Origin of the sequence: Mycolicibacterium canariasense (assembly GCF_002101555.1) — a bacterium.
Lineage (GTDB): Bacteria > Actinomycetota > Actinomycetes > Mycobacteriales > Mycobacteriaceae > Mycobacterium > Mycobacterium canariasense.
Window position 1 is genome coordinate 13593 of record NZ_LQOL01000044.1, and the last position, 12689, is coordinate 26281.

The 12689-nt window shown below is 62.9% G+C and carries 11 protein-coding genes and 1 pseudogene; 7 read left to right on the forward strand and 5 right to left on the reverse strand.

What is annotated here, in order from left to right; genetic code table 11:
- Nucleotides 1-13 precede the first annotated feature (13 nt).
- Nucleotides 14-937, reverse strand: a complete 924-nt coding sequence (locus tag AWB94_RS10980; RefSeq protein ID WP_062658058.1) for a hypothetical protein — start codon at nt 935-937, stop codon at nt 14-16.
- On the reverse strand, nt 927-3104 hold the full coding sequence (locus AWB94_RS10985) for a hypothetical protein (RefSeq protein WP_131805351.1): 2178 nt from the start codon (nt 3102-3104) through the stop codon (nt 927-929). Before AWB94_RS10985 ends, AWB94_RS10980 begins: the two co-directional genes overlap by 11 nt.
- Before the next feature lie 332 nt (nt 3105-3436).
- Between AWB94_RS10985 and AWB94_RS10990 the strand changes: the two genes are divergently transcribed.
- Nucleotides 3437-4348 (forward strand): NaeI family type II restriction endonuclease, encoded by a 912-nt coding sequence (locus tag AWB94_RS10990; protein ID WP_234811698.1) that lies wholly within the window; start codon nt 3437-3439, stop codon nt 4346-4348.
- 198 nt (nt 4349-4546) lie between these two features.
- Nucleotides 4547-5232 (forward strand): annotated as a pseudogene (locus AWB94_RS35780) (integrase core domain-containing protein); the annotation flags it as partial.
- Here the strand turns inward: AWB94_RS35780 and AWB94_RS11000 are convergent.
- Complete coding sequence (locus AWB94_RS11000) at nt 5207-5659, reverse strand: very short patch repair endonuclease (RefSeq protein WP_084395314.1); 453 nt, start codon at nt 5657-5659, stop codon at nt 5207-5209. The pseudogene AWB94_RS35780 and the gene AWB94_RS11000 overlap by 26 nt on opposite strands.
- A gap of 127 nt (nt 5660-5786) precedes the next feature.
- Here AWB94_RS11000 and AWB94_RS11005 point away from each other — a divergent pair, with 127 nt between their 5' ends.
- The 5 genes from AWB94_RS11005 (at nt 5787) to AWB94_RS11020 (ending at nt 11316) form a co-directional block, all read left to right on the forward strand.
- A complete protein-coding gene (locus AWB94_RS11005) occupies nt 5787-6776 on the forward strand; it encodes a DNA cytosine methyltransferase (RefSeq protein WP_084395315.1) in 990 nt (329 codons plus the stop codon).
- Between the two features lie 195 nt (nt 6777-6971).
- Nucleotides 6972-7697 carry a hypothetical protein gene (locus AWB94_RS35515; RefSeq protein ID WP_201029575.1) on the forward strand — a complete coding sequence of 242 codons (726 nt, stop codon included), beginning with the start codon at nt 6972-6974 and terminating at the stop codon, nt 7695-7697.
- Nucleotides 7694-8272 (forward strand): restriction endonuclease, encoded by a 579-nt coding sequence (locus AWB94_RS35520; protein WP_201029576.1) that lies wholly within the window; start codon nt 7694-7696, stop codon nt 8270-8272. Before AWB94_RS35515 ends, AWB94_RS35520 begins: the two co-directional genes overlap by 4 nt.
- Nucleotides 8273-8563: 291 nt before the next feature.
- Complete coding sequence (locus tag AWB94_RS11015; protein ID WP_062658060.1) at nt 8564-10978, forward strand: AAA family ATPase; 2415 nt, start codon at nt 8564-8566, stop codon at nt 10976-10978.
- Nucleotides 10978-11316: a hypothetical protein gene (locus tag AWB94_RS11020; protein ID WP_062658061.1), complete on the forward strand. Its 339-nt coding sequence runs from the start codon at nt 10978-10980 to the stop codon at nt 11314-11316. Before AWB94_RS11015 ends, AWB94_RS11020 begins: the two co-directional genes overlap by 1 nt.
- Nucleotides 11317-11320: 4 nt before the next feature.
- Here the strand turns inward: AWB94_RS11020 and AWB94_RS11025 are convergent, their stop codons facing one another.
- Both AWB94_RS11025 and AWB94_RS11030 read right to left on the reverse strand, forming a co-directional pair.
- Complete coding sequence (locus AWB94_RS11025; RefSeq protein WP_062658062.1) at nt 11321-11950, reverse strand: DUF6308 family protein; 630 nt, start codon at nt 11948-11950, stop codon at nt 11321-11323.
- Entirely contained in the window at nt 11947-12360 is a 414-nt protein-coding gene (locus tag AWB94_RS11030; RefSeq protein ID WP_062658063.1) for a hypothetical protein, read from the reverse strand. The genes AWB94_RS11025 and AWB94_RS11030 overlap by 4 nt, the downstream gene beginning before the upstream one ends.
- Between the last annotated feature and the right edge of the window lie 329 nt (nt 12361-12689).

Consider the following 12689-nt stretch of genomic DNA (forward strand, 5'->3'; position numbering starts at 1 on the left):
AGCTCGGACCTATCTATTGAGAAGCGATGCGTTGGCGGATGGACTGGGTGACACGGTCGGCAACTGACCGCGGGACGTTGTCGTAGCGGGCAGTCTCGGCGAGGTCGCTGAACTTCGCGACGAGACCGCTGCACAGCACGAGGGCCCGCGCCTGCAGCGGTGGCAGCGGGGCGCCGTGGTCAACAAACACCGTGCCGATTTCCTCGCCGCTGACGGTCCGCTCGTGGCGCCACCGGACGACTGACTCGCCCTGATCCGCGAGCGCCCAGAGCACACCAGTCGCGTGGTCCGTCTGGCGCCAGTCGTTACCGGTGCGGTAGGCGAATCGGGGCCGGTTTTCGACCTTCCAGCGGTAGAGGCCGTCTCGGTCTGGCTGTGCGGTGACGAACTGGATGCCCTGTGTTGGATCGACTGACAGCCGCTCAGTCGTTGCCGCCCACGACGGGGGCGCGGCAGGCGCTCCGAGCTCGATCTGAGGGATGAGCGCGGCGATGTGCCGAGCTGCGTAGCCTGCGTACTGCACGCCGATCTGGTCGAGGGCGGTTGTCATGGCGGGGACCGATTCGGTTTGGAGATAGACCGTCGGCGTCACCGCGAGACGGTTTGTCCCTTGGCAAGCCTGATCGACCACTTGATACGCGATCTCGTGCTCGTCGAGCTGATCGAGCAACGTCAGCGGGCGCGCACCGGTCAAGACCGCCGTGCCGCCGCCCATCGGCAGCAGCGCCGCCGCGGGAGGCGTCACTGCCCATCGGCCACGCCGCCAGTCCACCTCGACGTGCCCGAGGGTTGCCATGTCGCGCAACCATCGACCCGACTCATATGCCTGCGGGTTGTGAGCGGTCGTGCGGAAGAACCACTCGACCCGGCCGCGAAGGTCGCGGATATCGCCAGCGCCGGTCTCACTCATCCAGGCCAGGAGGATCTCAGCGCCCACGTGCCCGCCCCCATGCCCGTGCGTACAACTGCCAGAGCGGGTCAGCGTGCGGAACCGCAGCGCAGACCTCCGTCCATACCCGTTGCTCATCCGGCCCGAGCGACTGGAAAGCCGGCTCCTGGGCCTGCAGCCGGATCGCACACCAGCCAGTCGCGCGCTTCTGTACCAGCCACACCGCGCCCTGCGGCGCGATCTCGAACATGCTGAAACGCAGTTCAGGCAGTGCGGTCGGTTCCGGGGGGTCGGCCAGTGGCAGCACGCGGCCCGTGCGGAAGAGGAGCCAGCTCTCGATCGATCCGCGGCGAGCGAGGACCGGCGTATCGGTCGGGCCGTCAGTCGTAATCGCCCCGCAGATCTCCGCTGACTCAACCTCCTGAAGATGACCGCGTGACCACCCGATGCTGCCGGTACCCGGTGGCATCCGATCGTCGTCGGACGTGCGTACGACCTCGAAGGTCAGGGTTTCACCGTCGGCGCTGATGGTGTGCGCGCCCTCGGTGAATCCGCCGGTGAAGTTGTGGAACGGAACCGAGAAAAGCGATGCCTTCAGCTTTCCGTGCCGATTGTCGAGCGCCACGTCCACCATCCGCGGCGTCTCATCGAAGGGGAGCAGCAAGTCAGGCTCACCGCCCGACAGGTACAGCCGGTTGGTGAGGTGGCGCATCAACGGCAGGCCTTTGATCAAACGCGGGCGCAGCGTGGCACCGAGCCGCAGGCCCGCGGACACCGTGCTGGGCAGTGCCTTGAGCAGCGCATCGAGCCGGTCCTGGTCGGAGAACACCAAGCGGTCGAACACCGCGAAGCCCGGGCCGATCAGTCGCTGCGCGAACGCGCCCGGAAGTCGCCGCCAACCCTTGTCGGCTGCCGCCTCGACCGCTGCGCTGATCTGCGCGACCGCGTCCGCGGCGATGATGAAGGCGTGCTCCTCGTACGGCTGGATTGCATCGACGGATACCCAGCCACCTGCGTCAGCGCTGAGCGTCAGCACGAACACTTTCCGCGGTTCGAACTCGGCCACGGCTCGGTCACCACGGGCAGTGAATCCGGCGGTGAGCGTGGACCGCGTGACCTCCGGGAGGTTCTCGGCGTGATACATCGAGGTGTGGGGATCGGTCGCGATGATCGCCTCGAACGGCACGCCATTCGCAGTGCCCCGGAGGAGGTCGGCAGATACATCGTTGACGGACGGGATGACCCACCACGCCCGAGCATCGTCGAGATCGACTGCTAGGCGGATATCCAACGGGCGAAGTCCCTCAGGCGTGATGATCTTGCCGTCCCACGCCGTGGCCAGGTCATGAACCAACTGAGCTAGGAACGGACGAAGCTCCTCGTCGCCAAGGGCCGCCTCGAACTGCTCGCTGAGCCCGTGACTTCGGTAGCGCATCCACCGCTCAAGCCAGCTCAACACGGTCTCGGCCGCCGGCACGTCACCCGGCCGCAGCCGCGCCTGGGCGAAGAACTGGGACAGAGCTGCCCGTTCACTACGCCGCACCAAGGTCTGGGACAACGGATACCCGCGCCGCTTGTCGCGTTCGTGGCCGCGCACCGTTGAGGTGCCGTACGCACCGTCAGCTTCGTCGAGCCAGACCGCGAGGTACTCCCACATCGCGACGACCGGGAGGAATGCGCTGCCCTCGCGGAGACGCTGCCGGAGCATCCGGACAGCACTGTCGGTGCCGTCCGGCAGCAGAACCTCGGCAAGCCGGATGTAGTACGAGTTGCTGCTGTTCTGGCTGTCCCGGCGCATTTCTGACGCAGCCAGCACGCTCACGGCCAGCACCGGCAACGTCGGCGGGGGACCGTCGCACCCGGCGGCGAGCCACGAGTTTTGCAGCATTTCGACCTTGGCAAACATGTGCGCTGTGCTGCCGACATCGACAAGATCCCGCACCGCTGCGGCGAGAGATCGCGCGCCGTCCTCGTCGGGCGCACTCAGCCGGGTGAGCTCGTCGCGATCGACAAACAGCACCACGGGCTCGTCCGCGTGGTCATCGAAGAATGCCGACTCCAGGCGCTGCTGCCATTCTGCATAACGGCCTGACAGCACCTCGGTCTCGGAGTGGACGCTCACTTGCATCCGGCCATATTCGTCGCGCAAGTGCGCTGCGGGATCGCCCGTCCCAGCCAGATCGCCCCGACAAGATCTGCTTTCGACATGCAGCATCCAGCAAATGTCCCGGCACGAACGCCCGTTCCAGCGGCAGCGGTGTTCAAGATGTTCTGTATCCCCCGACAATCGTGTTCAGAAGCATGCCACGAGGTGCCGACAAGTTTGGGTCGAACGGCCAGAGCGTGTCTGGTTCGTGGTAATCATGGGACGCCATTGCCAGATCAGGATTGATTGCAGATGGGCAGCTTGCAGCCGTAGAACCTAATGAGTGAGTGCGGGCCCCAGCCATGGCTTGTTATCCAGTCGGGTCATCACGAGGTATGGCGCTTCCCGAAATAGCAGTGGGCGACGCCATGCTCTCAGCCACGTCCGGTAAGTTCCCGCGAGTGACCGAGGATCAGCACGTCGATTCGGCCGTTGAAGAGGTAGCCGCAGAGATTCTTGGTCTCGATCCAACGGGCGCGCGATGGGGCGCAGTAATACGGCATACGTACGACATGATTTACAACGGCCCCGAGACGGGCCGCTTCCGCTGGTCCCAGTTGATGAAAACTGAGAAGACCCACTTCGGTACGGTATTCGAGATCAATGCCCAGCGCGAGTTTGGTTTCGACGGAGGCGACAAAACTGACTATCGCATCGCGGGTCACCAGGTGGATGCCAAGTGGAGCCAGTCTGAAGGGGGCTGGATGCTTCCACCGGAGGTTTTCGATGAGATCGCTCTTGTCGCTACCGGAAGCGATCCTGATGCCCAGTTTTCACTAGGACTCATTCGTGTCGTCGAGGCGTATCGACGCGAAGGTGCCAACCGTGACAAGAAGAGTTCCCTAAACCCTGCCGGACGCCGGTCGATTAGATGGCTGTGGCGTAACGCACCGATTCCCGCGAGCATATTGTTGCAATTGCCCGATGAGGTCGTCACGCACATCTTCGCTAGTCGTTATGGCACGCAGCGCGTCAATCGATTGTTCCGCGCAGCCGAGGGCCGACTCGTGCATCGCAACACTGTACGAACCGTCGCGATGCAATTGGACGATCAGAAGCGAGTACGCATGAACGGTGGTGCCCGCAGTGCGTTAAAGCCGGAGGGCTACATCATCCTGAGCAGCTATCACACCCATCTCGCCAAAGCGCTGGGCGTTCCGCAGCCAGATGACAAGCACTACATCTCCGTTCGAGTAACACCTGGTGGCAACAACGATCCGCTGATCCAGGGATGCCGCTGGAAGCGGGCAAGCCCTGAGGATCCGATCTGTGAAGCACCCACATTGCCCGACCGAGGCGTCAGGGAGAACTAGACGGTATGGAGGCTGACTCGAGGCGTCGGGCTGCAATCGGACGTGGGTTGCCGGTGTCGAGTGAACACTCGCACCGGTAGAGCCCCAGTTGCAGGCCAGGAGGCCTCCGCTGTGTTTGAACGGTATGTGTGTGGTGTTGGACCTGCACGTGCTTTCGGTGGTTGCGCATACCGTGGATGAAGAAACGGGTCAGGTCGACCAGCGCGGATGAGCTACTTGCTGGGCATTCATCCCTCCACCGGCCTGGCCAGACTGTGATGGATTGAGCGACCGGCCCACCGGCGGATGGAGTTGGCTTATCCCGGTGATCTTGTGCACGTAGAGTTAAGAGGCTGGGCAAGATCCGCGCCGCCGGTGGTTGGCACTTACTCGCCCGCAGCGCCGGGAAGCGCAATTCCCGAGCGGACCGCAGCCCTAGCGTCCTCGATAAGCGCTAACGGCCTGCGCGCGGCTATCACTTTCTGCACCGCGATCGAGGCGCACCCGCCGCTGGCCTACAGCGAGCTGTTGACCGACGAGCGCAAACAAACGGCTGAGGCGTTCTGGTCACGCGCCAATAGTTGGCTCGCCCAGTGCGGCATAGCAGTGCAGAAAGTGTTGATTGACAACGGCTCCTGCTACCGATCGTTCGCATTCCGAGATGCCCTCGGCCTCATCGAGCACCGGCGAACCCGACCCTATCGGCCACAGACCAACGGGAAGTGGAGCGCTTCCACCATACCTTGACCGATGAGTTGGCCTACCCCCGGCTCTACCGCAGCCATGCCGAACGCTGCGCCGAATCTAGCGCTGGCCGCATACCTACAATTTTCACCGCGGCCACGCCCGCACACGGTCAAGCACCCGCTAGTCGCGTACCTAACGTCTCAGGTCAGAACAACTAGTCTCACCGCCGGGTGAACCGGAACGTAAGAGCTCATCGACAGCGTTGGCCACCAAGTCAGCGGGGTTGTGCGCCCAGAACCGCAGGACCGTCCAGCCGGCAGATCTGAGAGCTCCCGTTTGTTCACGATCCCGTTTGACGTTGCCTTCTAGCTTCGGAGACCAATACGCGCCATTAACCTTTGGCCGGTGGCCGTGCTCTGGGCAGCAATGCCAGAAACACCCGTCCACGAAGACCGCGACTTTGTGCTTGGTGAAGACGATGTCAGGACGGACGAGCCGCCCATCAACACGCAGCGGTAAGTCTTTCCGGAAGCGATAGCCACGGCGATGAAGCGCGGACCGCACAGCGACCTCGGGTTTCGTGTCGGTACGGCGGATTGCAGCCATATTGCGCGATCGACCTGGCGACGTCGTGTAGGCAGGCATCGTCGGCGTGGGTGCGCCACGTTTGGCAATCACCCGACTAATCTACGACGGTGCTAGCACTTGTCGGTGGGGTAAGTCATGATCGAGCCAAATCGAACATAGGTTCGATCCCTCACGGAGGTAACAGATGATGGACACACTCAGCTGCTTAGAAATCTGCGCAGGAGCCGGCGGACAGTCTCTCGGACTAGAACAAGCAGGTTTCGCGCACGAGCTAGCAGTAGAGATCGAGCCCGAACCTTGCGAAACGTTGCGGATCAATCGGCCGCAGTGGAAGGTCCACGAGGGTGATGTGCGCGAGATCGACGGTCGTCCGTATCGTGGGATCGACTTGCTTGCGGGCGGCGTGCCTTGCCCGCCTTTCTCGATCGCTGGCAAACAACTCGGGAAGGACGACGAGCGAGACCTGTTTCCGGAAGCACTCCGACTGGTGTCCGAAGCCAAACCGGCTGCGGTGATGCTTGAGAATGTTCGCGGGTTGTCGACTGCAAAGTTCGACGGGTATCGGCAATGGGTCCTCGACGCATTGGCTTCAATGGGTTATCGCGCTGATTGGCAAGTGCTAAATGCCAGCGATTTTGGCGTGCCGCAGCTACGACCGCGCTTTATCCTCGTTGCTCTCAAGAGCGCGTATTTCGACAGCTATCAATGGCCAACACCACATGCAAAAACTACGACGGTCGGTGAGGTGCTCAAGCCTTTGATGGCGAGAGACGGCTGGCCAGGCGCGGCAGCTTGGGTGAAAAGGGCGAACGATATAGGCCCAACGATTGTTGGTGGTTCGCGGAAGCATGGCGGGCCAGACCTCGGGCCGACTCGAGCGCGCGCGGCTTGGTTGGAACTCGGAGTCGACGGCAGGGGCCTCGCGAACTCCGGGCCAGACGCAAGTACGCCGTTTCATCATGTCCCGCGCTTAACTCTCGAGATGGCTGCGGCGATCCAAGGTTTCCCGAAGGATTGGGTGTTCTATGGACGAAAGACCGCCGCCTATAGGCAGATTGGCAACGCGTTCCCGCCTCCTGTCGCCGCAGCCGTCGGTGGGAGCATTGCCCAGGTGCTCGCGGGGCGACAGGCAAAAGCGCGCCAAAACAGCTCCTTGGTGGCGCGCAGCGCTTGAGAAGCTGAAACGGCGCGTCTGGACAGCCCAGAAAGAGTCACGTCGTATACCGATATGCGCTGTGGCCGTTGGGCACTGCACGCGGCGTCGATGACCAGATGTGCTGGTGCTGTTCGGCCTAGCGTCCAATCAATGCGGGACTGACATCCAAAGTCTTACTTCGTTTGACACAGAGTCTTCGCTACGGAGCCGGAGGTGACTGCGGTGGAGAAGGTTCCGTTCGGTCAGCTGGCGGCGGCTGACCTCGTCCTGGACCGCGTTTACTCGGGCGGAACTCACGGTCATGCGGGAGACGACGCGATCGGAAAACTCCTGCCGGTCGGCAACCAAGGAGGGTTTCGCTTCGCAGGAAGCGTAGTGAAAGAGACCGTGCGGCTCGTGGTGCTGTATACGTCGAGGGCGGAGGTTGACTGGCCCGACCAGATTGATCCTACGACAGGTGATTTCACTTACTATGGGGACAACCGGAAACCTGGCAGGGTTATTCACGATACCCCGCGAGGTGGAAATCTGCTGCTACGGAATATTTTTGCCGCATCTCGTGCAGGTGCAGACGAACGGCGAAAAGTGCCGCCCGTACTTCTTTTTGAAAAAGTCAGCGGCCGAGATGTCATTTTCCGGGGATTGCTTGCGCCTGGGTCTCCGCGCCTAACGAGTGACGAAGAACTTGTCGCGGTATGGCGTACTACGCGCAATCTGCGATTCCAGAACTATCGTTCCCACTTCACCGTTCTGCAGACGCCGATCATTCGGCGAGAGTGGCTCGATGAGGTTGTCGCGGGAAATCCACTCGGGGAAACTTGCCCCGCCGAATGGCGGCCCTGGTCAGAGCGAGGATCTACCGAGCGCTCGAAGCACCACGCAGCCTTACTGTGCGCAGCAAGGAAGAACAACGGCCGAAACCTAGTGATATGTGGATGATCCGTGCAGTCCACAGATATTTCGCCGACTCCCCATTCCAGTTTGAACACTTCGCGGCAGATATGTGGATTAACTCCGATCCGCATGTCGCGTCGGTTGAAGTAACACGGCCTAGTCGCGACGGTGGGCGGGACGCCATTGGCGAATTCCGTATCGGCCCGAATGAGGATCCCGTGCGGCTGCAGTTCGCCCTTGAGGCGAAGTGCTACGCCCCCGACGCTGGCGGTGTTGGCGTCAAGTTCGTGAGTCGGCTCGCCCGGATCAAGCACCGAGAGTTCGGGGTGTTCGTCACGACGGCATTCGTTGCCGCTCAGGCCTACCAAGAAGTTCGAGAAGACCAGGACCCAATCGTTTTCATGACGGGCAAAGATCTGGTTCAGGTCTTGCGCAGGATGGGTTTGTTCGACGAGAAGTCACTTGCCGCATACCTTTCGATGCAGTATCCGTTGGTGCCGACCGAGCATCGAGTAGGAGGCGTAGATGTTGCATGGCCGGAGGAGCCGATCCCCGTTGACAGCGCGTCAGAACTATCTGGGAAGCCAGAGGGGACACCTGCTAATGAGGCTAAGTTCTGAGGCGATGGAAGTGACTGTGCCAGTGCCGGAGTCCTATGTGCTGGCAGTTTTTAGCTGGTTATGGCCGATTAAGAACTGCGTACGTCAGGAAATCTGCGGCTGGCGGCAGCATTCACCGCAGCTGAGCGAATTTATCCTCGGGATGGGAGGAGAGTGGCTGTCGGCCGATACTGCTTCGCGTAACGCCGTGACTCGGTTCATCGATCGCGTACCGCGCCCGAACGTGTAAGCCGGGCCGCTGTGCTGACGATTCTGACTTCGAATGTCGCCTCCTCGTAGTTCAATCACCTTGTGGCGGAAACCGAACGTGATCCTGTTGACGACGCCGAGCAGTCCGTCCAGGACGCGATCCTGCAGTTATTAGACGCGGATAACGCGCTCGATGCGATGGCACGGGAAATCGTGTTGAGCGCCCTCGCCGACGTCGTTGACGAAACCGACGGCACCGCACAAAGCGGCTGGTCGGCGACTTATCTGACCAACATCACGGTGTCCGGTTTCCGCGGCATCGGCTCCACCGCCAAACTCGATCTTCACCCGGCCCCGGGCCTGACGGTCATCAGCGGCCGCAACGGTTCCGGAAAGTCCAGCTTCGCGGAGGCTGTCGAGCTGGCACTGACAGGAAGCAGCTACCGCTGGCGCGGCAAGCAGGCTCTGTGGTCGGAATCCTGGCGCAATCTGCATAAACCGAACCCCTGCGCGTTGCGGGTCGGGTTCACCCGCGAGGGCAATGGTCCGGTCGTGGTCGGGGTGGACTGGGAAGCAGACGCAGACCTGGCGGATCGCACGCTATGGACACAGCACGACGGCGGGCAGGCCATCGACGGGATTGACAGCCTGGGCTGGGCGGACGCTCTCGAGCTGTACCGCCCAGTGCTGACTTACGAGGAACTGGGCCGGCTCTTCGACGGTGGACCATCCGCGCTGTACGACGCGCTGGCCCAACTGCTCGGCCTCGAAGCCCTTGCTGCCGTTGAGAAGAAGCTCGCCGCTGACCTGAAAGACGTCAAGTCGGTACGCGACACGGCTGATGCCGCGCGCAAGCAGGCCATCGTCGCACTGTCGGCAGCCGACGACGAGCGGGCAGCCCCGCTGGCCAAGTTGCTCAAGAAGCATGTGCGCCCGCTCGACGAGATCGTGGCCGTAGTGACCGGATCTGGACCCGCAGAACAAGAAGTGATCCGGCCGCTCGAAGCGCTGAGCGAGGTTGTCCTGCCGCAGATCGCGGACATCGAGCGCTGTGTGACGCGGTTACGTGCCGCCGCGGAGGCGCTGCGACGTAGCGAGCAGGATATGGTCGCGCTGACCGCCGAGCGCGTGGATCTGCTGCACAGCGCTCTGGACTATCACGCCCGTGCCGGCGATACCGACTGCCCGGTATGCGGGGACGGACGACTCGACGACAGTTGGGCAGACCAGGCGCGGACGGCCGTCTTAGAGGGGGAGCGTTCGGTCGCCGAGTACCGACGCGCAGTAGCCGAACTTAAATCTGCCCGTGCTGACGCCGACGCCATGGCTAGGCAACTGCAACCCGCGCAGGCGATCCGCGGCGTGGCGCTGACCACCCTCGAGGCGTATAACACGGCCGTCGAGGGGGCTCGGGTGCTACCTGTCGATCACCTAGCATGCGCCGCCTTCCTCGAAACGGCTTTGCTTGAGGCAGTGGCAGCCGCCGAGGCGCTACGAGATGAGGCGACCAAGGCGCTGGCGGAACGCGAGGATGCCTGGGGCCCGGTGGCCGAACAGGTTGCGGCGTGGATCCCAGCGGAGCGCCGGGCGCAGGAACTCGACCATCACTTCAAGGCGATCACCGCTGCGCGGAGCTGGGCCACCACACGGGGCGCCGAGTTCCGCAATCTTCGTCTCAAACCGATTGCGGCGCAGGCCCGTCAGATCTGGGCCGAGCTGCGACAGGAAAGTAATGTCGACCTAGGTGAGATCAGCCTGACGGGCACCGCGACCAAGCGCAAGGCCGTCCTCGGCGGATCTGTCGATGGCGAGCCGACGCAGGCACTGTCGGTGATGAGCCAGGGGGAGCAGAACGCAGTCGCACTGGCACTGTTCCTGCCACGCGCCACCTCGGTGAAGAGTCCGTTCCGCTTTGTGGTGCTCGATGATCCGATCCAGGCGATGGACCCGTCGAAGATCGATGGATTCGTCCGAGTGCTCACCGACATTGCCCGCACTCACCAGGTCGTGGTGTTCTCCCACGACGACCGGCTGGCCTCGGTCATCAGGGAAACTGGGATCGACGCCCGACTAATCGAAGTCGTTCGCGAAGTGGGGTCCAAGGTCAGGGTGCGCCCCAACATCGACCCTGCCCGGCGCCTGATCGACGATGCCTTCGCCATGATCCAGGATGACAAACTCCACGACGACGTGAAGGGCCGGGTGGCGCCGAACCTGTTCCGGATGGCGCTGGAGTCCGCGGCCAAACAGGCGCACTACGCACGGCAGTCGATGGCGGGGACGGAACGTACGGTCGCCGAGGAGCAGTGGCAGGCGGCCAAGACCACCCGCCAGCGCCTCGCGTTGGCGGTTCTGGGCGACGCGAAGGCCGATGTGTCGGGTTGGCTCGCTGCGCAACCGGGCCGAAAGAACGTGCTGGACATCGGAAACGTCGGCGCGCACGGGAAGGTCGGCAAACTGTCAAAGGCGGATGTTCGCGACCTGGAGCGCGCGGTCAACGACCTTGTGGGCTCCTAGTGAGCGCCGTTGAGCTGCTCGGTCAGGCGCAACGAATTCTGAACGATCCACGTCCGGATGGCCTTTCATCGCGCATGGCGGCTTTCCTGGCGCGTCAGGCGCTGGAACTAGTTGTCGACCAACGGTGTATCGAAGTCGGTGCGCCGGCGTCCTGGGCCAGCATGCGCAGCAAGCTGGCGGTGCTGCGCTCGTTGGATACTGCGGAGGCGGCCGACTCGGCGGCGATCGCCTGGAACCGGCTCAGTGCGGCCTGTCACGTGCATGCGTTCGAGTTGCAGCCGTCCGCAGCCGAGGTCACGCATCTGTGCAAGGTCGTGGCGTCCCTGCTACCGGCGTGATCGGTCAGGAATCGATTCCGGCGTTCCGCCTTGCGGCCTTCGCATTCCGTGACTGACTGCACCGCATCCACACCGCCGCATCGAGCAGGCGAAGTGTCGAAATCGACTCCGCGGGTGCGTTATCTGGACGACTGGCTTCGATCGAGTCCCGGACCGCGGGGTCACTGAGGCAGGCACGCAGCGCTATCCAGGAATCGTCTCCGAGATGCAAGGCCTCGATGATGACGCTGTCGACCACCGGGATGAGGCGGGGCCGCTTACGGGCCATCAGCTTGCTCGCCCGGGTTCGGCCTACCTTGGGAAGTTTGCGCAGCGCCCAGTAGAGAGCTTCGGCATGGGCCAGGTCCTCGTCGGACGCATCCCACAGGTCCACATCTCCGGGCACGGCCGCGAGCAGACCGTTGAATTTGCTGGCGTCGCTTTCCAGCAGGCTGCGGACCGAGGATGGCGGGAGTGCGACGTCGAGGAGAGTCACCGCCAGTAGGTCTGTCGTGGTGAAGCGGATGCGGTCGTTGTCGGGCAAGGTGTCGAATGTCGTGGCGGCGAACGAGCCTTCGGTGTCAAAGAACTGCTCAATCAGCCGCATGGCGGGCTCGGCAACGAAGGACAGAACCCGCTGTTGCAGATCGCTCATGGCAGCCGCTGCCGGGCCGGGCGCGCGTAGTGTTCGTGAACTGCTTTGATCTGCCTCGACCAGAACGCCAGCTTGTCGTCGGCGGTTGCCGTGTTAGGCAGCAGGCCTAGTTCGGTGGCGAACTTGTAGAACCCCGGGCCGGGATCGTTCTGGCCGATGTACGCCACGATGGCCGACAGCATGACGCCGGACTCGCCAATCGTGCGGCGCACGGCATCGCCGAGCACCCCTCCCACAGCGGCACGGTCACGCTCCAGGCCGAAGTCGAAGGGGATATGACCGGCGGCGCGGGCCAACGCCGAGTTCAGCTCGCTGTAGCTGACGGTCCGCTTTAGGCGAGCCTGGTCAATCAGAAAGCCCACCGCATCGTCGACTATGCGATCCCACTCGTCGTCACTGCGTCCGTACACCCGTGCATCCTCCCCACGATCAACGGTCCATCACATCTCGCAAACCGTAGCCGGGCAGTCCGACACGGTCCGTCCGATTGCGTCGACCGAACTTGTCGGTGGCATGTGCGAATCTGTCCGGCTCGCCACCGGCGGCCCTGGAACCCGATGAACGGAGCCTCAAGTGGTCACCTCCCGCCACGACCGACAGCAAATTGACCCATACGCATATATTGCCGCGGGCTTGATGTCATGGTTACATGTATGGGCCTTTGCATCGGGTTATGCCACAAGGGCATTCAGCGTACGCGCTGATTGGCAGCAAACTCGTTCGAAGGTAGGGGTGTAAG